Source organism: Stenotrophomonas sp. 278 (genome assembly GCF_003935715.1).
Taxonomy (GTDB): Bacteria; Pseudomonadota; Gammaproteobacteria; order Xanthomonadales; family Xanthomonadaceae; genus Stenotrophomonas; species Stenotrophomonas maltophilia_AH.
This window is the reverse complement of the sequence record NZ_RHPP01000065.1, coordinates 1-25059: the sequence shown is the minus strand read 5'-3', so window position 1 is coordinate 25059 and position 25059 is coordinate 1. Positions and strand designations below refer to the sequence as shown.

Sequence of the window (25059 nt, the reverse complement as noted above, 5' to 3'; positions counted from 1 at the left end):
GGCCAGCGCAGGCTGCGCGGTGGCAGGACGGTGCGCAGCACCGGGGGGGCGATGCGCGGCAACGCCGGCAGCAACACCAGGATGACGGCCAGCCACGGCATCAGCCGCGAGGCCATCATGCAGTATTCGCAGGCCTCGCCATGGCCGGCGTGGGGGTCCATTGGCGGTGGCGGCGCAGGTTCGGCCGGCATCGCGTGGTGGGCGTGCGACGTGCCGTGATGCATCAACGTGTGGTCGTGCATCTGCGGCGCAGCGGGATCCGCCGAGACCGGCATGACATGCGCCATGCCGCCGGGCATCAGCATCACGGGGTCACCGTGCGCCTGCTGCCAGCGACTGAGCAGCGGGGCCAGCGCCATCAGCAGCGTCGCCGCGAAGGCGAGCTGCAGCAGGAAGGCGTAGGGACGGCGACGACGGTTCACCGGGGAATTGTAGCGAGCAGGATGCGGCCGAACGCCGCGTGCGACCAAGCGTCGCAGGGTGTGACGCACCGCCTGGGCCGGCCAACGGCCGGCGCTACCGGAACACGCACAATGCGTCTGGGGGAGAGCCCCCTTCTGTTGAAGGGGGCGCGCCGAAGGCGGGGGGTAGAGGAGGAATGCGCGGGCAAACCATTCCCGTCGTCAGACGGTAATGGTTTGCGTGAGCTCTTCCCACGTCGGCGGCACTGGCCAGTCCGCCTCCTGGTTGCCATCGATCACCCTGCGCAGGTCGCGGGTGTCGATCTGCGGGGCCAGCACGTGCACCAGCTCCAGCGCGTAATCACGCAGCACGCGGTCGCGCGGCAACACCGCCCACGCAATGCATTCATCAATCGGAGCCGGGGCCGGCCACGCGCGCAGGTCTTCGTCGCTGGCATTGACCGCCATTTCCGCCAGCAGGCCCACGCCCAGACCGGTGCGCACATAGGTCTTGATCAGGTCCGCATCCAGCGCGGTCAGTGCGATGTCCGGAGTCAGCCCGGAGGCGGCAAACGCACGCTGCAACGAAGAACTGCCCCGCGTGGACGACTCGTAGCTGATCAGCGGCTGCCCGGCCAGCGCATTCAGATCCGGCGCGGCATCGGGGCGGTCCAGCGCATGCCCGCGCGGCACCAGCACCAGCCGCCGCCATCGATACAGCGGAATGGCCAGGCCGGCGGTAGGCTCGGCCCCGGCGGTGGAGATGATGGCGATATCGGCATCACCCTGGCTGAGCAGATCGAGCGCATCGCTCTCGGCCGCCTGCTGCAGGTGCACACTCACCTGCGGGTAGGCCTGCTTGATCCGCGCCACCGCCGGCGGCAGCACGAAGCGGGCCTGGGTGTGGGTGGTGGTCAGGATCAGCTGGCCCTGGCTTTCGCGACGCTGGTTGGCGGCATAGGTGCGGATGTTGTTGGCCTCGGCCAATACCGCGCGGGCGCGGCCGATCACCTCGACCCCGGCCGGGGTCACGGCCTCCAGGCTGCGTCCCTTACGTACAAACAGAAGAAACCCCAGTTCGTCCTCCAGCTGTTTGAGCTGCTTGGACAGGCCCGGCTGGGTGGCATGCACCCGCGAGGCGGCCAGGGTGATGTTGAGCTCGGCGTCGGCGATGGCGACCAGATAACGGAGTTGGGTCAGCGTCATGGGCGTGCCGCAAAAGGGTAAGGGAACGGCTTGACTGTAAGACAGTTGCCGTCACCAGCTTATAACCAAATGTTGTTTATGAAGGTAATCACTTCATTTCGCGCGGTCATATGCCGGCGCTACGGTCAGCGCTGAGCCGTCTGGCCCCTTCACGTTCTCCTGCGGAGCATCCCATGGCCCTGTACAACTCGATCCTGGACACTGTTGGCAACACCCCGGTGGTGCGCCTGAACCGGATCGCCCCCGAGCACGTCACCCTGTATGCCAAGGTCGAGTCGTTCAATCCCGGCGGTTCGGTCAAGGACCGCCTGGCCCTGGCAATCATTCTGGACGCCGAAGCACGCGGCCTGCTCAAGCCCGGCGACACCATCGTCGAAGCGACCTCCGGCAACACCGGTGTCGCCCTGGCCATGGTGGCTGCCGCACGCGGCTACAAGTTCGTCGCCACCATGGTCGAGACATTCTCGATCGAGCGCCGCAAGCTGATGCGCGCTTATGGAGCCAAAGTCATCCTGACCCCGGCCGCCGAGCGCGGCTCGGGCATGGTTCGCCGTGCCAAGGAACTGGCCGAGGAGCACGGCTGGTTCCTGGCCAGCCAGTTCACCAACCCGGCCAACCCGGCCTACCACCGCAACACCACGGCGGCAGAGATCCTGCGCGACTTCGCCGGCAAGCGCCTGGACTACTTCGTGACCGGCTGGGGCACGGGCGGCACCCTGACCGGCGTGGGCGAAGTGCTGAAGGTGGCCCGCCCGGAGACCCGGATCATCGCCACCGAACCGGAAGGCGCGGCACTGCTGGGCGGGGCCGAGTGGAAGCCGCACAAGATCCAGGGCTGGACCCCGGACTTCGTGCCGGAGGTGCTCAATCGCGAAATCTATGATCAGTTGTTGAACATCGACGATGCCCGGGCGATCGAGACCTCGCGGCGGCTGGCGGCCGAGGAAGGCATCTTTGTCGGGATTTCCGCCGGGGCCACGGTGGCCAGTGCACTGGACGTGGCGGCCAAGGCCGAGCCAGGCAGCGTGCTGCTGGCGATGCTGCCCGATACCGGGGAGCGGTACTTCTCCACGCCCCTGTTCGCGGATATCAATGAAGGCTCGGACGACGACTGGCTGGCCGGAACCCCGTGACCCGCCAATCGATGACGGTGACCGGGGAATCGTAGAGCGGGGCTTGCCCCGCTGATCCGCCGGCCATGTAAAGCAGCGGGGCAAGCCCCGCTCTACGTCCCACCGGCCCACCCCACGCCCACCTTCGCGGTGGGCGTTCTCGTTTCCGGGGCCGGTCGCACGGCCTGAGACGGCAATGACGCAGCCTCTACCTGCCGCCGGTTACCGTGAAGCCAGGCAGCAATTCTCCCAGCACGGCCCGGCATCAAAAGGAGCGGCACGCATGAAGATCGAAGTGTGGCAGGGCGACATCACGACCCTGGAAGTGGATGCGATCGTCAATGCGGCCAACGAATCCCTGCTTGGCGGGGGCGGCGTGGATGGTGCCATCCATCGGGCGGCAGGCCCTCGGTTGCTGGCTGAGTGCGCGGCGCTGCCGGAACTGCGGCCAGGCGTACGCTGCCCGACCGGCGAAGTACGCGCGACCGCGGCTTACAACCTGCCTGCCCGGCACGTGCTGCATACGGTCGGCCCGGTCTGGAACGACGGTACCCGCGCCGAGCCTGAACTGCTGGCCAACTGTTACTGGAAGTCGCTGCAGCTGGCCGAAAGCCTGGGCCTGCATTCCATTGCCTTCCCGGCGATCAGCTGCGGCGTGTTCGGCTATCCGCTGCATCAGGCGGCGCACATCGCCGCCACCGAGACGCTGGCGTGGCAGCGCTCGCACCGGGAACCGCAGCGGATCATCCTGGTGGCCTACAACGCGGCCACGTTCAAGGCATATCAGTCGGCCCTGGCCGCATTGGGCCAGCCGGTGGAAGTGGCCGGGCCGTTACCGATGCCTGGAATGGGAATGGCGTTGCCAGCCGCCGCTTCGTAACCGTTGCCAGCCGCGGCGCGTTGGTTCGGCCTGCCGTAGAGCCACGTCCTGCGTACTTCGCGGTGTGGGAGGAAAAGCAGCCACGCAGGGCGTGGCTCTACGGGCATGCCGGCATGGATGGAAGCAGAAGCGCAGCGTTCGTAGTGCGAGTTTCGGATCGTGAGAGATGTGATCGCGTGGTGCGGGTGTTCCGCGAACGGCAGCCGGGCAAGCCCGGCTCTACGTGGGCCTCCGCCGGTGCCGGATGAAAAAAATCCGGTGCTGGACGGGCCGGCACCGGATTCCTGATTACTGCAGCGGGTCAGGCGTGGATCAGCCGTTCCACTTGCCCAGGGCGGCGTGGCCGTTTTCCTTGGCGCGCTCGAACACGGTCTTCTGGGCGGCGGCGTAGTTGCCCTTCATGTCCTTGGCCCACAGCTTCAGTGCGGCCTGCTGCATGGCGCGGCCGTAGGAGAAGCTCAGCGGCCACGGCAGGTTGCCCATCTGGTTCATCGCGTTGAGGTGCGCGGTCGACTGCTCGTCGCTCTGGCCACCGGACAGGAACACCACGCCCGGCAGAATCGCCGGCACCGTGCTCTTCAGGCACATCACGGTCGATTCGGCCACTTCCTCGACATCGGCCTGCTCTTCACAGCCCTTGCCCGAGATGACCATCGAGGCCTTCAGGATGGTGCCTTCCAGCAGCACGTTCTGCTGGTACAGCGCGTCGAACAGCGAGCGCAGGGTGGCTTCGGTCACTTCGTAGCAGGTCTCGATGTCGTGTTCGCCATCCATGATCACTTCCGGCTCCACCATCGGCACCAGGCCACATTCCTGGCACAGGGCGGCATAGCGGGCCAGCGCGTGCGCGTTGGACTCGATGCAGGTGCCCGACGGAATGCTTTCGCCGATGTTGATGACCGCGCGCCACTTGGCGAAACGCGCACCCAGCTTGTAGTACTCCTGCAGGCGCTCACGCAGGCCGTCCAGGCCTTCGGTGACCAGTTCACCCGGGCAGCCGGCCAGCGGGTGCGCACCCTTGTCGACCTTGATGCCCGGGATCATGCCGTGGTCGGCCATGTACTTGGCGAACGGCACGCCGTCCTTGGTCGACTGGCGAATGGTTTCGTCGTACAGGATCGCGCCGGAAATGTGCTCGTTGAGCTTCGGCGTGGTCAGCAGCAGCTCGCGGTAGGCACGACGGTTCTCTTCGGTGTTCTCGATGCCCACGCTGGCAAAGCGCTTGGCGATGGTCCCGGTGGATTCGTCGATGGCGATGATGCCCTTGCCCGGGGCGACCATGGCCTGGGCGGTTTCAGCCAGCTGTTCGATGCTCATGTATTTCCTGTGGCGGGTGCGGGAAAAACGCAATTATAGCCCCGCCCTCCCGTGAACTGGCTGTCCACGGGATCTGGAAACGCTTTCAGTGATGTAGAGCCGGGCTTGCCCGGCTTTACGGTTGCATCAGCCGGGCATGGCCCGGCTCTACGCCCTTACAGGTCGCCCAGGCCGCTGGCGCGGCCGTCTTCACCAACTTCCAGCAGGCGCAGGGTGTTGGTGGCACCGTGGGTTTCCATGTGTTCGCCGCTGGTGAACACCACGCGGTCGCCGGGCTGCAGGCGGTCGGCTTCGACCAGCAGGCGGATGCTGCCGCGCGCGGCTTCGCGCGGAGTGAGGCCGCGGCTGTCGAAGTTGATCGGGAACACATCGCGCATCAGCGCCATCTGCCGGCGCGCGCCGTCGTGGCGGGTCACCGCGAACACCGGGGCCGAAGCGCGGAAGCGCGACAGATACCGCGCGGTGCCGCCGGATTCGGTCATCGCCACGATCGCGCGCACGCCCACGTGCTGGGACAGGAACATGGTCGCCATGGCGATGGCCTGGTCCGCACGCTCCAGATTGCGCGGTGAGGCACCGAAGTCGGTTTCGGTCTGGAACTGACGCTCCGCACCCAGGCAGATGCGGGCCATCGCTTCGACCGCCTTGACCGGATAGGCACCGGCGGCGGTTTCCGCCGACAGCATCACCGCGTCGGTACCGTCGATCACCGAGTTGGCTACGTCCAGCACCTCGGCGCGGGTCGGAATCGGGCTTTCCACCATCGACTGCAGCATCTGCGTGGCGGTGATCACCACCTTGTTCTGCGCCAGCGAGGCTTTGATGATCTTCTTCTGCAGGCCGGGAAGCTCGGCATCGCCGATTTCCACGCCGAGGTCGCCACGGGCCACCATCACCACGTCGCTGGCATCGACGATCTCTTCCAGATTCTCGATGGCTTCGGTGCGCTCGATCTTCGACACCAGCGCCGCGTCGCAGCCGTGCTGCTGGGCGATGGCGCGCGCATCGTTCATGTCCTGCGCATTGCGGCAGAACGAGACGGCGATGAAGTCCACGCCGATCTTGGCGACGATGCCGATCAGTTCCTTGTCACGCTCGGTCAGTGCGCCCAGCGACAGACCGCCGCCCTGCTTGTTCAGGCCCTTGCGGTCGGACAGCACGCCGTCGTTGAGCACGGTGTTGATGATGCGCTCGCCCTGCACTTCCACCACCTGCAGCTGCATCAAGCCGTCGTCGAGCAGCAGCACGTCGCCCGGACCCACGTCCTGCGGCAGACCGAGGTAGCTCACGCCCACCTGGCTGGTGTCACCTGCCGGGGCATCTGGCGAGGCGACCAGGTCGAAGCGGTCACCGGCCTTGAGCGTGATCTTGCCTTCGGCAAAGCGCTCGATGCGGATCTTCGGACCCGGCAGATCGGCCAGGATGCCCACTTCCACGCCCACCCGCGCGGCAGCGGCACGTACATCGGCGGCACGCTTTGCCTGGCCGGACGGGTCACCGTGGCTGAAGTTCAGCCGCACCACGTTGACGCCGGCGCGGAACAGATCCTCCAGCACGCCGGGCTTGTCTGTTGCCGGCCCGAGGGTGGCGAGGATCTTGGTGCGACGCTGACGCTCAATCATGGTTAAAGGGCTCCCTGGAAAGGGTCGAAATTAGCACACCCTTCACGTCCCATGAATACGTTTACACCTTTGTGGCCGCTAGGTTTCGCCGATGTCCTACGGACAGTCCGCAATAGCGGAACAGGACAGCACAGGACCTGGTCATGACATGCGGCGGCGTACGGAACCCCGCTATCCGCCATGCACCGTAGAGCGGGGCTTGCCCCGCTGCTTGTCCAGCCTGCTCAGGCCAGCAGTGAAAGCAGCGCTTCCGGCGCTGCCGCGAGGTGCTGCGCACCCGCCGCCTGCAGTTCCGCCGCACCGCCAAAGCCCCACAGAACACCGATGTTGCGCATCTGATGGTGGCGGGCACCCTCGATATCCATGCGCCGGTCGCCGACCATCCAGCACTGCTGCGCGGGCAGCTGCAGCCGGCGCAGGGCTTCGGCCACCAGCTGCGGCTTTTCGCTGCGACTGCCATCGATGGTGGCACCGATCACGTCCTCGAAGCACGCCCCGAACGGCAGGTGCTCCACGATGCGCCGCGCGTGCGGCTCGTTCTTGGCGGTGACAATGGCCAGGCGGTGGCCGCGCGCGTGCAGGTCCTGCACGACCTGGCCGATGCCGGCATAGACCTCGTGCTCACGCCAGCCGACCACGTCGAAGCGTTCGCGGTAATAGGTGACCGCCTGCTCCACTTTTTCCGGATCGTTGAACAGCGGCGCGAAGCTGGTCCGCAGCGACGGACCGATCCAGCGCCGCAGTTCCTCCTGCGGCGGCACCGGCCGGCCCATCTGGGTCAGCGCGTGCGTCACGCACTGGGTGATCCCGACGGCCGAGTCGATCAGGGTGCCGTCGAGGTCGAAAAACAGCGTGTCAGGCTCCATCCCGGTGTGGGCTGCAGCCACACCAGGATGCACCCGCGACATCAGTTGCCCCGGGCTTCAAGCGCCGCCACCGCCGGCAGGGTCTTGCCTTCGAGGAATTCCAGGAACGCACCGCCACCGGTGGAGATGTAGCTGACCTGGTCGGCGATCTCGAACTTGTCCACGGCCGCCAGGGTGTCGCCACCACCGGCAATGGAGAACGCCGGAGACGAGGCAATGGCGTTGGCCAGCGCTTCGGTGCCGTGACTGAAGGCCTCAAACTCGAACACCCCGACCGGGCCGTTCCAGACCACGGTGCCCGCCTTGGCGATCAGCCCGGCGTAATGCTCAGCGGTCTTCGGACCAATGTCCAGAATGAGATCGTCCTCCGCCACCTCGCTGACCGCCTTCACCGAGGCTGGTGCGTCAGGCAGGAACTGCTTGGCCACGACCACGTCGGTGGGCAGCGGAATGTCGGCACCGCGCGCCTTGGCGTCGGAGACGATCTTCTTTGCGGTATCCAGCAGGTCCGGCTCGTACAGCGACTTGCCGACCGGGTAGCCGGCGGCGGCAATGAAGGTGTTGGCGATGCCGCCGCCGACGATCAGCTGGTCGACCTTGCCGACCAGGTTGGCCAGCAGTTCCAGCTTGGTGCTGACCTTGCTGCCGGCCACGATGGCCAGCAGCGGCTGCGCCGGCGCGTGCAGCGCCTGGGCCAGGGCATCCAGTTCGGCCATCAGCAGCGGGCCGCCCGCGGCGACCGGGGCGAAGCGGATCACGCCGTGGGTGGAGGCCTGCGCACGGTGCGCGGTACCGAAGGCGTCCATCACGAACACGTCGCACAGCGCGGCGTACTTCTTCGACAGCGCTTCGTCGTCCTTGCCCTCGCCGACGTTCATGCGGCAGTTTTCGAGCAGCACGATGGAACCCGGTGCCACGTCAACGCCGTCGACCCAGTCACGCACCAGCGGCACCTTCACGCCCAGCAGTTCGGCCAGGCGCTGGGCCACCGGTGCCAGCGAATCGGCTTCGCTCCACACGCCTTCCTTCGGGCGGCCCAGGTGCGAGGTCACCATCACCGCCGCGCCCTGCTCCAGTGCCCGCTTCAGCGTCGGCAACGACGCGGTGATGCGCTGTTCGGAGGTGATGCGACCGTTTTCAATCGGCACGTTCAGGTCCTGGCGGATCAGCACACGCTTGCCGGAAAGGTCGAGGTCGGTCATGCGGACGATGGACATGGGGCAGCAGCTCTTGTCAGAAAAGGAAAGGGCGCCGCGCACGGCGCGCGACGCCCATTGTAGCGAAGGCGTACCGGCCCACGGTTGTTACCTGCCCGCCGATGATGACCCTCGGGTAACGACCAACGGTCGTTACCTACCCCGGTAGAGAGCCGGTAGGTGACGACCGTTGGTCGTCACGGGGCCGCCGATGGCTTCTGACGGAGCAACGTCACCGCGAACCCGCCCACGATCAGCACCCCCAGCACCAGCAGCGCCCACAGCAGCCAGCGCTTCCAGTCGCGTTCGGGCTGCACGGCGGCGTCGCCGCCCAGCACCTGAGCAGGCCCATGCACGATGGCCTGCGCGGGCTGCCACTGCGGCCCCTGCTGCGCGCGCAGCTGTGCCAGCACCGTTCCCACGGGTGCGGAGGCGCGTGTGGCACGCACACTTCCGGCGGCGACCGTGAACGGTGGCTCGCCCTGGCTGAGAAATACCAGCGACTCGGGCTGATAACCCAGTTTCAGCGTCGGAGGCTGCGCAGGCTGGCCCTGCCCCGCCACCAGCTTCCAGTAGCGGTCGCGGCTGTGCGCCGCCAACGCCTGGGCCTGCGACTGGCGGCGCTGGGCGCTGTCCTGCAGCTGGTAGGCCACCCATGGGCCCGCCCGCACCTGCCATGGCTTACCCGCATCATCGCGACTCAGCAGGGTCCACTGCACGACGCTGTTGTCTGCGGTGGCGATGTCGACCTGTGCGATCGGGAAGCGTCCGTCCAGCAGGTATTCGAACTCGCCCGGCGCGACCTTCGTGCCCTGCAGCGAACGCCACTGCCAGTCGATCGCCGGCTGCGCCGACATCAGTTCGGCCCGCACCGACGTCAATGCCGGCAGCGTGCTGCCGGAGACCGGCAGGATGCGGATGTAGTTCGCGTGGCGTCCAATGAAGATGCGGCGTTGCTGCAGACGATTGTCATCCTGCGCAAGGTCCACCAGTGGCACGTTGTCATTGACACTGCGCCAGCTCTGCAGATCCGCGCTCACATCCACCTGGACGCGCAGCTGCAGCGACGGACCGGCCTGCCAGTCCAGCTGCAGCGCCTGCACGGCGACGTCGAGGCGGCTGGCGTCCACCAGCCAGCCACCGGGCTGCGCGCTGCTGCCGGTGCGCCCGAGACGCGCTTCCACACGACGGACACTGCCATCGGTATTGCGCTCGGTCAGCAGCTGCAGGTCGTCACCGCCGGCGCTGCCTTGCGGTGGCAGTGCAAACCACGGCAACGGCTGCAATGACGCAGGCTGCGCGACCGGTGTTTCCGCCCTGAACACCGCCGACGGCAGCGGTTGGCCCTGCGCATTGAACACCTGCACATCCTGCAGCTGCGGAGAGACCGCACTGCGGTACTGCGCCTCCCCCAGGGTCAGCCGGTACGCGCCTGCCGACGGCACTGCCAGCTGCAACGCCCACTGCTCGCGGTATTGCTGGCGCGCATCGGCAGCAGCCGCCAGCGCCGGAGCGGCCAGCAGCAGCAGTACGGACAGAGTCCGGCAAACAGGATTCACGACGCGCGCTCCGTGGTCGATTCGGCGGCCCGCGGCGGTGCCGGAGCCAGGTAGCCCACCACCGTGCACAACAAGCCGTAGGCGATGAAAGACACAATGCCGAACAGATTACCCAGATGCTGTCGGTCGATCAGGACCAGCTTGGCCAGCACCACGCCCATCAGCACCGCGCCCACCAGCCATAGCAGGCGCTGGCCCCTTCGCGAACCCCACACCCAGCTGATCACGCCGAGCACGCTCCAGAGCACGGTCAGACTGGTCTGGGCCACGGTGGACCCCGCCATGCGTGGATCCCACGGCACGCCGCCCCAGTGATGGACGGCATGCAGGGTGACGCTGGTCAGCAGGACAAACCCCGCAGCGGCCAGCACCGGAATACGCTGCGCCTGCAGTTCGTAAGGGGCCTGCCCGCTCCACAGCCAATACGCGGTCAACGCCAGCACCGCGCACAGGCTCAGCTCCAGCGGATTGAACACCGGCACCCACGGCAGCGGCGCGGAGCCCCCCGCGACCGTCAGGTAGTGACCGAAGGCGATTGCCAGCACCCCGAACAGCGTGCCCTGCAGCGCCAGTCGGTTGCTGTCGAAGCGTTCACCCAACGGCAACGTCAACCAGCGCCAGCGCCGCAGCGAAACCGCCGTCAGCAGCAGCCACGGCAGCAACACCGCCGCCAGCAACCAGCCCTCGGCAAGCGCGAAACGCTTGGCCAGCCACGCGGCGGTCAGCGTCAGCACGGTTGGCCACAGCAGCCACCACACGAACTGCGCCGCCACTGCCGCCCTGCCCGGGCCACTGCGCAGGCACCACAGGCTGCGGATCCCGAGCACCGCATATACCGCCCAGGCCAGCGCACCGAAGCCGGCGAACGGATGCTCATGCCGGACTACCTGCAGCAGCGCCAGCGGGAATGCACACGACAACATGGCCAGCGTGGTCAGTGACAGTGCGCGTGCCGGCTCGCGACGCCGCACCTCCGCCGCCAGCCACGCGGTGACAGCGACCAGCACCAGCAGCGCGTCAGGAATGCTCGAACGCGGAATGAAGCGGGCGATCTCGTGGATGAAAATGCCCAGCCACCACATCAGTCCCCACAGGTAATAGACAATGCCAGCGGCTTCCCTGCCGGCACGGCGACAGCTCCAGGCCGAAGCGAAACCCGCCAGTGCCAGCAGCAACCCACTCATGAAGGTGGCATTGGCCCATGCGGCCTGGTCGAGGTGCCAGTAGTCCGCACCGACGACGAACGCAAACGCGGCCCCGAGCTGCAGCAACGCGCCAGCAATCTGTGGCAGCAGGCGCTGCTGGCGCAGCCCCAGCCAGACCAGACCGGCACCTTCCAAAGCGAAAATACTGGCGGTGGCGCGTGCGGACAGCGCCAGCGGCACCGCCAGGGTGGCAAAGCCCACGGCCAGCACGGCGTGGCACTGCCCAAGCGCGGCGTAGCGTTCGCGACGGATCAGCGCCCAGCCTAGCACCGCATACAGCGCCGCCAGCGCCAAAGCGCACAGCGCCTGCAGCAACGGGTCGTCATGCAGCATGCCGGCCTGCAGCGAGAACGCGATCAGCGGCGTGCCGAACACCAGGCTGCCGTCGATGAGGTCGCGCCTTCCGGCCGGCTGGCGACGGGCGTACAACAGCGGAATGACCAGGTAGAAGGTGAAGAACAGCAGCAGGAAGGGCTCGGTGCTGGCGAACTTGCCGGGCTCGTAAAGCAGCGCCCCCCAGAGCGCGCCGATGCCGAACGTGAAGGCGAAACCGAGCAGATTGAGTACGCGCCAGGGTCGCCACCAGGCGATGGCAAGGATGCCCGCGTTGAGCACGGCGTAGTACGAGAACAGCGCGACATGGTTGCCGCTGCCGGTGGACAGCCAGATCGGTGCCATGAAGCCCGCGAGGATGCCCAGCACGGCCAGGGTGCGCGAGTTCTGCACCACGGCCAGCACGCCAAGGCCTGCAATCAGCAGGATGCTCATGCCGAAGGCGATGGCGGGCTCGATCAGTTCGTAGCGCTTGAAGGCGGCGAAGATGGTGAGCAGCAGGATGCCGATGGCCCCGCCCTGCAGCGCCAATGCAAAAAGGCGGCGACGCTCGCGCTGGACCCAGCCGAACACCAGCAGACCCAATGCGCCCGCCGCGATGGCGGCCAGTCGCAGTTCGATCGGCGCACTGAGCCATCCCTGGTCGCTGGCGTACTTGAGCAGCGCGGCAACACCGGCCAGCAGCACCAGCATGCCGATCTTGACCGGCACGTTGCCCTCGGTGAACCAGGTCTTGACGGTACCGATGGCCCGTTCGATGAAGTTCGGGCCCTGTGACAGCGGCGGCACTGGTGGTGCGGTCGGCGCAGGCGGTGGCAGCGGGGGTGGCGCGGTGCGCGCCGCCACGGGGTCGACGACGGCGGCCGGAGCCGGCTGCGGTACAGGTTCTGCTGCCAATGGCGCGGCAGGGGCAGGTTCGCGCCACGGCTGTGCCGCTGCGGCTTCGGGCACCGGCGTAGCCTGGGCCGCCTGCACGGTTGCTTCCAGCGCGGCCACGCGGCGGCGCAGGCCGCCAACCGTGACCAGGGCAACCGCCAGCAGCACGAATACGGCCAGCAGCAGCAATATGGCCAGGACAATCAAAGCTTCCATTCCACGTCATCCTCTAGCAAACGCCGCGCCCTTCCCCAAGGGTCGGTACCTGCGGCACGCGATCATCCTACCTGATGGCAGGAATGGTCGATGGCAAAAAAAAACGGCGCGCCCCTTTCCGGGAACGCGCCGCTTCTGATTTACCGATGAAGCCGATTACTTGGCAGCCACAACCTTGGCCATTTCCAGGCACTTGTTGGAGTAGCCCCATTCGTTGTCGTACCAGGACACCAGCTTGACGAAGGTTCCGTCCAGCGCGATGCCGGCTTCGGCGTCGAACACGGAGGTGTGGGTTTCGCCGCGGAAGTCGGTCGCCACGACCTTGTCTTCGGTGTAGCCCAGGATGCCCTTCAGCGCGCCTTCGCTCTGTGCCTTCACTTCGGCGCAGATTTCAGCGTAGGTGGCTTCCTTTTCCAGTTCCACGGTCAGGTCGACCACCGAGACGTCCGAGGTCGGCACGCGGAAGCTCATGCCGGTCAGCTTCTTGTTCAGTTCCGGAATCACCACGCCCACCGCCTTGGCGGCACCGGTGGAGGACGGAATGATGTTTTCCAGGATGCCGCGGCCACCGCGCCAGTCCTTGTTGGACGGGCCATCAACGGTCTTCTGGGTGGCGGTGGCAGCATGCACGGTGGTCATCAGGCCGCGCTTGATGCCCCACTTGTCGTTGATCACCTTGGCCAGCGGAGCCAGGCAGTTGGTGGTGCACGAAGCGTTGGAGATGATCGCCTGGCCAGCGTAGGTCTTGTCGTTCACGCCGTAGACGAACATCGGCGTGTCGTCTTTGGACGGAGCCGACAGGATGACCTTCTTCGCGCCGGCATCGATGTGCTTCTGCGCGGTTTCCTTGGTCAGGAACAGGCCGGTCGACTCGATCACCACGTCCACGCCCACTTCGTCCCACTTCAGGTTGGCCGGGTCACGTTCCTGGGTCAGGCGGATCTTCTTGCCGTTCACCAGCAGGTCGCTGCCGGACACGCTCACGTCGGCCTTGAAGCGGCCGTGGACGGAGTCGTACTTCAGCATGTAGGCCAGGTAATCGGGCTCCAGCAGATCGTTGATGGCCACGATTTCGATGTCATTGCCGAAGTTCAGCACCGCCGAACGCAGCACGTTGCGACCGATGCGACCGAAACCGTTGATGCCAACCTTGATTGCCATGTTCACAAGCTCCTGCAGCCGCGACGGTGCGGCGCCGATGGAAAGGGACGCCATTCTAGCAAAGCCCGTCCTCCGGCGGCCCCCGACCACGCCCGTGCTGGCTGACCGCCGGCTGAGCGGCCCGGCCGGATTGATCCGGATCAAGGCGGGGTGAAGCCCGGGCGGGAAAACTGGCCCCATTCCACCCCGCAACGAGACTTCCTCATGCGCAAGACCTCCACCCTCCTGCTGTCCAGCCTCGCCGTCGCCCTGTCGCTGGCTGCCGCCCCGGCCATGGCCCAGTCCAAGGGCGACTGGACCATCAGTGCCGGCGTGCACCAGGTGGCCCCCAAGTCCGACAACGGCACCCTGGCCGGCGGCCTGGAAGTTGACGTCGACAGCGACATCAAGCCGACCATCACCGGCGAATACTTCATCGCCGACAACCTTGGCATCGAAGTGCTGGCCGCCCTGCCCTTCAAGCACGACATCAACATCAACGGCCTGGGACGCGTCGGCAGCACCAAGCACCTGCCGCCGGTGGTCACCCTGCAGTACCACTTCAACAGCCAGGGCAAGGTTTCGCCGTTCGTCGGTGCCGGCGTCAACTACACCACCTTCTTCAGCGAGGAAACCACTGGCGCACTGGCCGGTGCGGACCTGAAGCTGGAGGACTCCTGGGGCCTGGCCGCGCATGCCGGCCTGGACTTCAAGGTCGCCGAGAATGGTTCGCTGCGCGTCGACGTGCGCTGGATCGACATCGACAGCAAGGTCAAGCTTGACGGTGAAAAGATCGGCACCGTCAACATCGACCCGCTGGTGTACGGCGTGGCCTACGTCTTCAAGTTCTGATCGGCGGATCAGAATCGAACCGAGCAACACCCCTCGCAGCAAAGCATTTGCCCCGGCTTCGGCCGGGGTCTTTTTTTGCGCGTCCGCACAGCCACATCCGGTCAAGGTGGGCGACAGCCCCGCCCGCTAGAATGGGCCTATGAAGATCTCCTCCCGATTCTGCGCCGGTGCCTTCGCCCTGGCCCTCACGTTCGTCTCCACCGATGCCCTCGCCTGGGGCGCTCAAGGCCACCGTCTGGTTGCGCGGGTCGCCGAATCGCGCCTGACCCCGGCCACCCGCGCCGAAGTGGCGCGCCTGCTGGCGGCCGAGCCCACCCCGAGCCTGGCCGCGATCGCGCCATGGGCGGACGAACTGCGTGCCAAAGACCCGGGCCTGGGGCGACGTTCGGCGCGCTGGCACTACATCAACATGGGCGAGGACGATTGCCAGTACCTGCCTGCAACGCAGTGCAGCAACGGCAACTGCGTCGTCGAGGCGCTGAAGGCGCAGACCGCCATTCTCGGCGACCGCAGCCGCAGCGACAGCGACCGCGCACAGGCCTTGAAGTTCGTCGTGCATTTCGTCGGCGACATCCACCAGCCCATGCACGCCGGCTATGGCCACGACAAGGGCGGCAACGATTTCCAGGTGCAGTACAACGGCCGCGGCACCAACCTGCATTCACTATGGGACAGCGGCATGCTCAATACCCGCAAGCTGGACGACGACGCCTATGCCGCACGTCTGAACAAGCTGCCGAAGCCGAAGTTCGGCAAGCGCGCCAACATCGCCGCCGATGCCGTGAGCTGGGCCGAGGCCAGCTGCCGCATCGCCGTTGCACCCGGCGTTTACCCGCCCAAGCGTACGCTGTCTCCCGCTTACACCGACACCTACCTGCCGGTCGCCGAACGCGAACTGCGTCTGGCCGGCGAACGCCTGGCAGTACTGCTGAATGACACGCTGGGCAAGCGCTGAGGACTCGATCATGCCGCTGCACGTTGCCGCGTTCTTCCACCCCGACAGCCATACCTTCAGCTACGTGGTGCATGACCCGGCCACGCGGCAGGCAGCCGTGATCGACCCGGTACTGGATTACGACCCGGACACCGGCGCAACCGGCGAGGCCTCCCTGCAGGCCCTGCGGGCGCACGTCGACGCGCAGGCCCTGCAGGTGCGATGGCTGCTGGAAACCCATGCGCATGCCGACCATGTCAGCGCCGGCCGCCGTCTCAGACAGCAGTGGCCGCAGGCCAGGCTGGCGATGGGCGAAGGCATCACCGAGGTGCAGCGCGCCTTCGCGCCCCGTTACGGCGTGGCGGTGCCGGCCAGCGGTGCGCCGTTCGATCACCTGTTCGCTGACGGTGAACACTTCGCGCTTGGCGGACTCGACGCCGAAGTGATCGCGGTACCCGGGCATACCCCGGACAGCGTGGCCTACCGGATCGGCGACGCGGTGTTCACCGGCGACTCGTTGTTCATGCCCGATGGCGGCACCGCGCGCTGCGACTTTCCCGGCGGCGATGCGGTGTTGTTGTACCGCTCGATACAGCGTCTGTTCGCCCTGCCCGACTCAACCCGGGTGTTCATCTGTCACGACTATGGTCCGGGTGGGCGCGAGGTGGCCAACGAAACCACCATCGGTGCGCAACGGATGCACAACATCCATCTGCGCGAAGGGGTGAGCGAGGCCGATTTTGTGGCCACCCGGCAGGCACGCGACGCCACCTTGGCGGAGCCGAAGCTGATGCATCCGTCAGTGAAGGCAAATATCCAGGGTGGCGCGTAGAGCCGGGCTTGCCCGGCTGCTGCGGGAGCCGGGCAAGCCCGGCTCTACGGCCGATACGTCAGTGCTACGGCTCTGCCCTCGCGCAGCGCGGGCTTGAACAGCCAGGCGCGGACCGAGGCTACCGCAGCAGCGGGCGCATCGCAGAAACCAGCAAGACCGATATCGCACCCCACAGACTGGCCACCCACAGTGACTGCAGCAGGCTAGTCATGGTCAAGTTCCTGTATCAGCTGCTTCAGTTCGGCGATGTCCTGTGCACTCAGCTCCCCCCGCTGGCTGAAGTGCGCCACCAGCGGGGCCACCCGGCCCGCGAACAGCTTGTCCAGCAGGCCGCTGCTCTGCTCGGCGACCCAGCTTTGCCGTTGCAGCACCGGCGAATAGAGATAGCGACGACCCTCACGACTGGCGCTGATGGCACCCTTGGTCAACAGACGGTTGAGCAGCGTCTTGATGGTGGGTTCGGCCCATTGGCGTTCGTCCAGTGCGGCAACCACCTCATCGGCTCCGAGGGGATGCCGCGCCCACAGCACCTCCATGACAACGGCTTCGGCTTCGCTTATCCCACTCATCATTTACACCTGTAATCGACGGTTCGATTACGCATGTAATCGGAATCGATGTCAAGCCCTGCTTTCGACACCCGATTCATCCCGTCGCTGCGAGGATCGAGTGAAATTCCCTGGAGGTGGCCATGCCCCGCGCGTCCAAACGCGATTTCCCGGTGACCGAGGTGCGTCGCTATCTCGAGCCGGGCCCCATCGTCCTGATCACGTCTGCCTGGCAACAGCAGCGCAATGTGATGACGCTGGGCTGGCACACCGTGCTGGAGTTCACGCCGTCTCTGGTAGCGACCATGATCTCGCCGGGCAACCACAGCTTCGAACTGGTCCGGCGCAGGCGGCAGTGCGTGATCAACCTGCCCACCGTGGATCAGCTCGACGCCGTCGTGCGCATCGGCAACTGCAGCGGCGCTGACACCGACAAGTTCGACGCATTTGGACTGGAGACCACTGCAGCCACAGACGTGGACGCGCCGCTTCTGACCGCATGTCACGCCAGCTTCGAGTGCCGGCTGCATGACGCACGGCAGATCAGACCCTACGGCCTTTTCATCTGGGAAGTGGTCCGCGCGCATGTCGCGCCCGTCCCGAAGCGGCCACGCACGGTGCATTACCAGGGCGACGGGCAGTTCATGTGCGCAGGACCAACGGTGTCGCGTCGCCGTCTGTTCAAGCCCGAAATGCTGTAATGCCTCCCATGTTCATGCCGGCCCACAGCCGGCGCTACCGGATACCCGCTGGATGACCGATCACCTCACCGACCTGGACGCTGCTGTCGACTGGCTGCTGCAACGCGTGGATGGCCCGCTGCGCATCGGCGCGCCGCTGGCGCTGGGCAAGCCGCACCGTCTGTTGAACGCGTTGTACGCGCGGGTCGAAGGCGACGCGTCAAGGCCATTGCAGTTGTACACCGCGTTGTCGTTGAATCCGCCACACCCGCCGCGCGACGGCCTGGAAGGCCGGTTCATGGCACCCTTTGCCGATCGCCACTTTGGCGCGGACTTCCCACGCCTGGCCTACGCCGATGCCGTGGCGCGCGATCGTCTTCCGCCGCATGTACAGGTCGAGGAGTTCTACATGCAGTCCGGCGCACTGCTGGGCTCGTCGCAGGCGCAGCGCGCCTACACCAGCCTGAACTACACGCATGCGGCGGACGCGGTGGCGCAACGCGCGCCCCACGCCATCGTGCAGAAGGTGGCGATGCGACCGGACGACCGACGGTTGTCGCTGTCGTGCAACAACGACATCACCCAGGACACGCTGGACGCAATGGCCGCACGCGGCCTGCCGCGCCCGTTGCTGATCGCCGAGATCGATCCGCAGCTGCCGTATCTGGGCGGGTCTGCGACGGTGGACGTGAGTTTCTTCGACCTGGTGATCACCCCGCCCCCGCCCTACCCCGCCCTGTTCGGCCTGCCGCGACAGCCTGTGAGCGACGCCGACTATGCCATTGGGCTGTATGCCAGCACGCTGGTGCGCGACGGTGGCACCCTGCAGATCGGCATCGGCACGCTGGCCGATGCGATCAGCCACGCGCTGGTGCTGCGCCACACCGACAACGCGCGCTACCGGCAGATACTGCGGGCGCTGGATCCGACGCTCGAAGAGAACCCGACAGTGCGCGAGTGCGGCGGCCTGGAGCCGTTCGAAGTCGGCCTGTACGGCTGCAGCGAGATGCTCAACGAAGGCTTCCGGCGGCTGGTGCAGACCGGGGTGATCCGGCGCAAAGTGCACGACGATCTGGCGCTGATGCAGCGGATCGAAAATGGCAGCACGCTGAGCATCGACCACGCGACGCTGGAAGCAGAAGGCGAGTATCTGCACGGCGCGTTCTATCTGGGTTCGCCGGACTTCTACCAATGGCTGCGCGACCTGCCGGAGGACGAATGCCGGGCCATCGGCATGCGCCGCATCAGCGAGATCAATCAACTGTACGGCGGCAACGAGACGCTTGAGCGATTGCAGCGCCGTCATGCGCGCTTCTTCAACTCCTGCATGATGGCCACCGCGCTCGGCGCGGCAACGTCAGATGCGCTGGAGGATGGTCGGGTGGTGTCGGGCGTCGGTGGCCAGTACAACTTCGTGGCAATGGCGCATGCGTTGCCGGAAGCGCGCAGCGCGTTGCTGTTCCGGGCCACGCGTGAGGACGCGCGCGGCCTGCAGTCGAACGTACGCTGGAACTATGGGCATACCACCATTCCACGGCATCTGCGCGACATCTACATCAATGAGTACGGCATTGCTGACCTGCGCAACCTCACCGACGAAGTCTGCGTGGTGAACATGGCGGCCATTACCGATGCGGCATTCCAGGATGAGCTGCTGCAGACGGCGAAGGCGTCGAAGAAGCTGGCGGCATCGTTTACTGCTCCGGCGCGATGGCGTGAGCGGAACAGTACTGCGGCGGTCAGCGCGGCGCTGGCCCCGTTCCGTCAATCGGGCGAACTGCCGGATTATCCGTTGGGCAGTGATTTCACCGAGGTGGAGCAGCACCTGGTAAAGGCACTCGGCTGGTTGAAGCAGAACACGGCCACACGCGGGGGCAAGCTGCGCACCGTTCTCGCGGCATTGCGGCAACCTGCCGGCGATGGTGACGTGGTGTATCTGCAGCGCATGGGGTTGGATGCACCGAACACGTTCGGCGAAAAGCTCGAAGCGCGGCTGGTGCGGCTGGGGCTGGCGCGGACGGCGTAGCGCCGGGCTTGCCCGGGTACCACAGGCGGTCCCGATCCGGGGTCATGCGTTACCGGATGTTGGGGATTTCACGGCCGTCGTCTGTCGACCGACGCTACCGGGCCCAGGCAACCCGGAATCCGCCCGATGGCGATGTGGCTTTTGATTTTCGATCGCCACCGACGGATTGTCGTGGCGGCCCGGGCCGCCAAACCAGGGATTCCGTGAATACCGCCTTTTCGCACAGATCCAGCACCAGCCGGGCAAGCCCGGCTCTACGGAAATCGAGCAATCAGGACATGGCAAACAAAAAAGGCGCTCACCGTTGCCGGTGAGCGCCGTTGGGTTTCAAACCGGCAACGATCAGTTGGCCAGCTGTGCCTTGGCGGCAGCGACCACGTGCTCGGTGGTGATGCCGAAGTGCTTGTACAGCGCGTCAGCCGGGGCCGAGGCACCGAAGGTGTCGATACCGACCACCGCACCGTCCAGACCCACGTACTGACGCCAGAAGCCGGTCACGCCAGCCTCAACGGCCACGCGCTTGCGCACGGCATTGGGCAGCACCGCTTCGCGGTAGCCGGCATCCTGGCGTTCGAACACGTCCGTGGACGGCATCGATACCACGCGGGTCTTGATGCCGGCGGCATCGAGCTCGGCCTTGGCGGCGACGGCCAGGCTCACTTCCGAACCGGTACCGATCAGGATCACGTCCGGCACGCCGCCTTCGGCGTCGGCCAGCACGTAACCGCCGCGGGCAATCTGCGCCACCTGCTCGGCATCGCGCGGCTGGTGCGGCAGGTTCTGGCGGCTGAACACCAGGCAGCTCGGGCCGTCCTTGCGCGTGATCGCCGACTTCCAGCTCACCGCCGATTCCACCGCATCGCACGGACGCCACACGTCGTTGTTCGGGATGTAACGCAGCGAGGCCAGGTGCTCCACCGGCTGGTGGGTCGGACCGTCCTCACCCAGGCCGATCGAATCGTGGGTGTACACGTGGATGGCATGCGCCGGAATCAGCGCGCTCATGCGCACGCCGTTACGCGCGTAGTCGCTGAACACCAGGAAAGTCGCATCAAACGGAATGAACCCGCCATGCAGGGCCAGCCCGTTCGCAATCGCGGTCATGCCGAACTCGCGCACGCCGTAATACACGTAGTTGGCGTTGGGATCATCGGTGGCGACCGACTTGCTCGCCTTCCACAGGGTCAGGTTCGAGTGCGCCAGGTCGGCCGAACCGCCCACCAGTTCCGGCAGCAGCGGCGCAAACGCTTCGATGGCCAGCTGCGAAGCCTTGCGCGAGGCGATGGTCGGGCCTTCGGCCTGCACCTGCGCGATGTAGGCGTCCGCCTTGGCCAGGAAGTCCTCCGGCAACTCACCGCGCGAGCGACGGGTCAGCTCTTCGGCTTCGGCCGGGTACTGCGCGGCGTACTTGTCGAACTGCTGTTCCCACTCGGCCTGGCGCAGGGTGCCGGTGCCGCCTGCACGCCAGCCGGCGTAGATCTCTTCCGGAATCTCGAACGGGCCGTAGTTCCAGTCCAGTGCCTTGCGGGTGGCTTCCAGTTCGTCCTTGCCCAGCGGTGCGCCGTGGCTGGATTCCTTGCCCGCCTTGCCCGGCGAACCAAAACCGATCGTGGTGCGGCAGCAGATCAGGGTCGGCTTGTCAAACTGCGCCAGCGCGCCGTCGATCGCCGCCTTGATGCTCTCCGGATCGTGGCCATCGACGCCGCGCACCACGTTCCAGCCATAGGCTTCGAAACGCTCGGGGGTGTTGTCGGTGAACCAGCCTTCGGTGTTGCCGTCGATGGAGATGTGGTTGTCATCCCAGAAGCAGACCAGCTTGCCCAGGCCCCAGGTGCCGGCCAGCGAGGCCGCTTCGTGCGACACGCCTTCCATCAGGCAGCCGTCGCCCAGAAACACCCAGGTGCGGTGGTCGACGATTTCATGCTCGGGGCGGTTGTAGCGCTGTGCCAGCAGCTTCTCGGCCAGCGCGAAACCGACCGCGTTGGCCAGACCCTGGCCGAGCGGACCGGTGGTGGTTTCCACACCCGGGGTTTCATGGTGTTCCGGGTGACCGGCAGTCTTGCTGCCCAGCTGGCGGAACTGCTTGAGCTGCTCGATCGGCAGGTCGTAGCCGCTCAGGTGCAGCAGCGCGTACTGCAGCATCGAGCCATGGCCGTTGGACAGCACGAAACGGTCACGGTTGAACCACTTCGGGTTGTTGGGGTTGTGACGGAGGTAATCGTTCCAGAGCACTTCGGCGATATCGGCCATGCCCATCGGCATGCCGGGATGCCCGGACTTGGCGGTTTCGACCGCATCAGCGGCAAGGAAGCGGATGGCGTTGGCCAACTGGCGGCGGGTGGGCTGCGTCATGGTTCTGTCGGAATGGGAGGCGGCCGCGAAGCTGCGGGCGGCACATTGTCCCATAGTCGACCGACCGGGTCAGGACAGGATGGTCAGCCTTGTGAAAGCGCGTCCCGGAAACAGAAACGCCCCGCTGGGCGGGGCGTCTTGAATCACGATGAGGCCGATCAGGCTTCGCCGGTGGCCGAGTTGATCACGGCGCACATGGATTCCTTCTGGAACTTCTCGCCGGTCATGTAGCCGGACGGCGTGGTCTTGATCACCTTGACCTTCGCCGAGTTCTTGCCTTCCGGCGTGATCACCACGTTCCACGGCAGGGTGATCTGGCCGCGGCTGCCATTGGACACGCTCTGCTCGAACATCAGCAGGCCCGAATCCTTGTCTTCCGACTTGATGGTCAGACCGGAGGACACGCCTTCGACCTTGATCCGCTTGAACGCGACGTCCGCACTGACCGGGACGATGTCCCAGTTGCTGAAGCGGCGACCGGCCAGGTAGCTGCCTTCCACTTCGTAGTTCGGGCATTCCGACTTGGCGCTGACGTCGAAGGCCAGCATTCCGAGTGCGGCCACCACCAGATACATCTTCCTCATGTTATTGCTCCTTTCCCCGCACGGCACCTACCCCGGCACCTTCCATGCGCCGGGGCAGTATCCCTGTCATCAAGGTTTGGATCAATTGCCAGAGGCGACAGGATCAATAGTGTGATGCTCGTCACGCTCCCCCTTGGCCACCAGCGTGGTCAGGGCGAGGTCGCCGGTGACGTTGAGCGCGGTGCGGCACATGTCCAGGAAGTGGTTGACGCCCAGGATCAGGCCGATGCCCATCGGATCGACGCCGACCATGGCACAGATCATCGCCACCACCGGCAGCGAGCCGGAGGGCACGCCGGCGGTGCCGATGCCGCCGAGGATGCAGACCACCATCACCATCAGCTGCTGGGTGATGCTCAGCTCCACGCCGAAGAACTGCGCCAGGAAGATCACCGTGACGCCCTCGAACAACGCGGTGCCGTTCTGGTTGGCGGTCGCGCCCACGGTCAGCACGAAGCGTGATACGCGCTGCGGCAGGCCCATCTGGTCGGCCACGCGCAGCGCGGTCGGCAGGGTGGCATTGCTGGAAGCGGTCGAGAACGCCATCACCGTGGCTTCCTGGGTGTCGCGGAAGAACGCCAGCGGCGAACGCCCGGACAACCACACCGCCACGCCGTAACTGACCACCATGTGCAGGCCCAGCGCCAGCACCACCACGCCCACGTACGCGCCCAGCCTGACCAGCAGGTCGAAACCGAAGATCGCGGCCAGGTTGAACATGAAGCAGGCGACCGCGTACGGGGCCAGGCGGATGACCAGGTTGATCAGGGTCATCGAGATCTCGAACACACCCTCGATGCCCTTGCGCAGGGTCGCCACCTTGTCATCCGGCGACAGCACCATGCCGATGCCGAACATCAGCGCGAAGAACATCAGCGACAGGATCGCGCCGTTGCTGGACGCTGCCGCCAGCACGTTGCTGGGCACGATCGACAGCAGCATGTCCATGCCCTTGGGCTGTTCGCCGATGTTGGCGACGATCTCACGACTACGCTCGACGTTTTCGTGCAGCAGCTGCGAGGCCATGGCCGGGTCCACGCCCACGCCCGGCTTGAGTACGTTGACCAGCACCAGACCGATGCCCACGGCCACACCGGACAGCACCACGGTGTAGGCCAGGGTTTTCCAGCCGATCCGGCCGAGCGCGCGGATGTCGCCCATCTCCGAAACGCCCATCACCAGGGCGGAGAAGATCAGCGGCACGATCAGCATGAAGATCAGATTGAGGAACAGCCCCGACAGCGGCGTGGTGACATAGGTCATCACCGCCCGTGCGGCCTCGGTCAGGCCGTCGATGCTGCCGCCGAGGGCGTGGACGATCAGGCCCAGGATCAGGCCCAGCGCGAAGCCGATACCCATTTTCCAGTGCAGGGGCAGCTTCTTGCGGGGCGGCGTCTGCCCGGGGGTTACGGCGTCGGTCATCGAACGGTGTTCCTGTGGTGATCGGACAGCTTAGCAAAGCCGGCAGGGGCTGCCGGGCCGCCATCAACGGCCCGGGGGATACAGCGGAGCCAGGCCAGTGTGGTCGGTCGCAGCGGCCACCTGCCAGTGCGGTCCGTCATGGAAGGCACGGCGCAGCGACTGGCGTGCCTGGGCCACGTTGCCACCCTGGGGACTCCAGCGCGCCGCCTGCATGTCGATCAACGCCTGCCGCTGGACAGGGTCGGACAGGTGTTCCAGAACCCCTTGCAGGCCCTGCACTCCGCCCATGGCCGCCAGTGTATCGACGATTTCATCAAGCCCTGCCGTGTCCAGCTGCTGGCGCAGCTGCGCCAATCCGGGCCTGGCCGCCGCCGTGCGGGGCAATGCGGTACCAACAAGTGCAGACCGCCGCTGACGCTGCCGCCATGCCCACCACAGGGTCAGCAGCCACAGCAGGGCGAATCCGCAGGCCGCCGCGATCCAGCCCCAGGGCCTTGGCGCGGCTTCGGGTGCGGCCCGTGGGGCCAGTGCGTCGTCAGTCCCGGGCAATGCCTCGCGGGTGTCCACCGGCGTGGGCGGCGGCACGGCGGCAGCACTACCGTTGCCAGGGCCGACCGTCAACGTGAGATCGGGCAGGCGCGCCGTCTGCGCCTGCCCGCTGCGGACATCCCACCACGGCACGCGCAGACCGGGCACGACCAGCGACCCCGATGCCCGCGGCACGATCGCGTAGCGCCGGGTCAGCTTCAGCTGCGGCGTGCTGTTGCTGAAGGTTTCGTCGAACTGCGCCGGCTCGGCGAACACCTGCGCGCCCACACCGGCGTCCAGCTCCGGAAGTTCCGGGAACTGCGCGCGGGTGGCCCCGTCAGCCACGGCCTCGACCACCACGGTCACCGCCTC

Annotated in this window: 20 protein-coding genes and 1 pseudogene; 7 read left to right on the top strand and 14 right to left on the bottom strand. The window is 66.3% G+C overall.

Annotation, left to right across the window (positions count from 1 at the left end; translation table 11 throughout):
* On the bottom strand, nucleotides 1–359 hold a 359-nt coding region (locus tag EGJ34_RS12150), incomplete at its 3' end, for a hypothetical protein (RefSeq protein ID WP_260476979.1).
* A gap of 264 nt (nucleotides 360–623) precedes the next feature.
* Complete coding sequence (locus EGJ34_RS12145) at nucleotides 624–1607, bottom strand: LysR family transcriptional regulator (protein ID WP_125360735.1); 984 nt, start codon at nucleotides 1605–1607, stop codon at nucleotides 624–626.
* 173 nt (nucleotides 1608–1780) lie between these two features.
* Here EGJ34_RS12145 and cysK point away from each other — a divergent pair, with 173 nt between their 5' ends.
* Together cysK and EGJ34_RS12135 are read left to right on the top strand one after the other, a co-directional pair.
* Entirely contained in the window at nucleotides 1781–2740 is a 960-nt protein-coding gene (gene cysK / locus EGJ34_RS12140; RefSeq protein WP_125360734.1) for a cysteine synthase A, read from the top strand.
* 262 nt (nucleotides 2741–3002) lie between these two features.
* A complete protein-coding gene (locus EGJ34_RS12135; protein WP_125360733.1) occupies nucleotides 3003–3599 on the top strand; it encodes an O-acetyl-ADP-ribose deacetylase in 597 nt (198 codons plus the stop codon).
* Nucleotides 3600–3911: 312 nt separating this feature from the next.
* Here the strand turns inward: EGJ34_RS12135 and EGJ34_RS12130 are convergent, their stop codons facing one another.
* The 7 genes from EGJ34_RS12130 to gap all read right to left on the bottom strand — a co-directional run bounded on the left by EGJ34_RS12130 (nucleotide 3912) and on the right by gap (nucleotide 13950).
* The gene (locus EGJ34_RS12130) at nucleotides 3912–4916 is read right to left on the bottom strand and encodes a class I fructose-bisphosphate aldolase (protein WP_125360732.1); all 1005 of its coding nucleotides are present in this window, start codon (nucleotides 4914–4916) and stop codon (nucleotides 3912–3914) included.
* Nucleotides 4917–5071: 155 nt separating this feature from the next.
* Nucleotides 5072–6538, bottom strand: a complete 1467-nt coding sequence (pyk, locus tag EGJ34_RS12125) for a pyruvate kinase (RefSeq protein WP_125360731.1) — start codon at nucleotides 6536–6538, stop codon at nucleotides 5072–5074.
* A gap of 224 nt (nucleotides 6539–6762) precedes the next feature.
* Nucleotides 6763–7404 carry an HAD hydrolase-like protein gene (locus EGJ34_RS12120; protein WP_125360738.1) on the bottom strand — a complete coding sequence of 214 codons (642 nt, stop codon included), beginning with the start codon at nucleotides 7402–7404 and terminating at the stop codon, nucleotides 6763–6765.
* A 41-nt stretch (nucleotides 7405–7445) separates the two neighbouring features.
* Nucleotides 7446–8621, bottom strand: coding sequence for a phosphoglycerate kinase (locus EGJ34_RS12115; protein WP_125360730.1), 1176 nt, complete (start codon nucleotides 8619–8621; stop codon nucleotides 7446–7448).
* Nucleotides 8622–8797: 176 nt separating this feature from the next.
* Nucleotides 8798–10159, bottom strand: coding sequence for a DUF3999 domain-containing protein (locus tag EGJ34_RS12110; protein ID WP_125360729.1), 1362 nt, complete (start codon nucleotides 10157–10159; stop codon nucleotides 8798–8800).
* Nucleotides 10156–12789, bottom strand: a complete 2634-nt coding sequence (locus EGJ34_RS12105; RefSeq protein ID WP_125360728.1) for a DUF2339 domain-containing protein — start codon at nucleotides 12787–12789, stop codon at nucleotides 10156–10158. The genes EGJ34_RS12110 and EGJ34_RS12105 overlap by 4 nt, the downstream gene beginning before the upstream one ends.
* A gap of 156 nt (nucleotides 12790–12945) precedes the next feature.
* The gene (gene gap, locus EGJ34_RS12100) at nucleotides 12946–13950 is read right to left on the bottom strand and encodes a type I glyceraldehyde-3-phosphate dehydrogenase (RefSeq protein WP_125360727.1); all 1005 of its coding nucleotides are present in this window, start codon (nucleotides 13948–13950) and stop codon (nucleotides 12946–12948) included.
* A 204-nt stretch (nucleotides 13951–14154) separates the two neighbouring features.
* On the opposite strand from gap, the gene EGJ34_RS12095 reads away from it, so the two are divergent.
* The 3 genes from EGJ34_RS12095 (at nucleotide 14155) to EGJ34_RS12085 (ending at nucleotide 16547) form a co-directional block, all read left to right on the top strand.
* Complete coding sequence (locus EGJ34_RS12095) at nucleotides 14155–14781, top strand: OmpW family outer membrane protein (protein ID WP_125360726.1); 627 nt, start codon at nucleotides 14155–14157, stop codon at nucleotides 14779–14781.
* A gap of 139 nt (nucleotides 14782–14920) precedes the next feature.
* A complete protein-coding gene (locus EGJ34_RS12090) occupies nucleotides 14921–15736 on the top strand; it encodes a S1/P1 nuclease (RefSeq protein ID WP_125360725.1) in 816 nt (271 codons plus the stop codon).
* A 10-nt stretch (nucleotides 15737–15746) separates the two neighbouring features.
* Complete coding sequence (locus EGJ34_RS12085) at nucleotides 15747–16547, top strand: MBL fold metallo-hydrolase (RefSeq protein WP_125360724.1); 801 nt, start codon at nucleotides 15747–15749, stop codon at nucleotides 16545–16547.
* Between the two features lie 203 nt (nucleotides 16548–16750).
* Here the strand turns inward: EGJ34_RS12085 and EGJ34_RS12080 are convergent, their stop codons facing one another.
* Entirely contained in the window at nucleotides 16751–17116 is a 366-nt protein-coding gene (locus EGJ34_RS12080) for a BlaI/MecI/CopY family transcriptional regulator (RefSeq protein ID WP_125360723.1), read from the bottom strand.
* 122 nt (nucleotides 17117–17238) lie between these two features.
* Here EGJ34_RS12080 and EGJ34_RS12075 point away from each other — a divergent pair, with 122 nt between their 5' ends.
* Nucleotides 17239–17796 (top strand): flavin reductase family protein, encoded by a 558-nt coding sequence (locus EGJ34_RS12075; RefSeq protein WP_125360722.1) that lies wholly within the window; start codon nucleotides 17239–17241, stop codon nucleotides 17794–17796.
* A gap of 52 nt (nucleotides 17797–17848) precedes the next feature.
* Nucleotides 17849–19801 (top strand): acetyl-CoA hydrolase/transferase C-terminal domain-containing protein, encoded by a 1953-nt coding sequence (locus EGJ34_RS12070; protein ID WP_125360721.1) that lies wholly within the window; start codon nucleotides 17849–17851, stop codon nucleotides 19799–19801.
* A gap of 342 nt (nucleotides 19802–20143) precedes the next feature.
* Here the strand turns inward: EGJ34_RS12070 and tkt are convergent, their stop codons facing one another.
* The 4 genes and pseudogenes from tkt to EGJ34_RS12050 form a co-directional block, all read right to left on the bottom strand.
* A complete protein-coding gene (gene tkt, locus EGJ34_RS12065) occupies nucleotides 20144–22153 on the bottom strand; it encodes a transketolase (RefSeq protein WP_125360720.1) in 2010 nt (669 codons plus the stop codon).
* Between the two features lie 158 nt (nucleotides 22154–22311).
* On the bottom strand, nucleotides 22312–22737 hold the full coding sequence (locus EGJ34_RS12060; protein ID WP_260476978.1) for a hypothetical protein: 426 nt from the start codon (nucleotides 22735–22737) through the stop codon (nucleotides 22312–22314).
* Nucleotides 22738–22818: 81 nt separating this feature from the next.
* The gene (locus EGJ34_RS12055; protein WP_125360719.1) at nucleotides 22819–24159 is read right to left on the bottom strand and encodes a dicarboxylate/amino acid:cation symporter; all 1341 of its coding nucleotides are present in this window, start codon (nucleotides 24157–24159) and stop codon (nucleotides 22819–22821) included.
* 63 nt (nucleotides 24160–24222) lie between these two features.
* A pseudogene (locus EGJ34_RS12050) lies at nucleotides 24223–25059 on the bottom strand (BatD family protein); the annotation flags it as partial.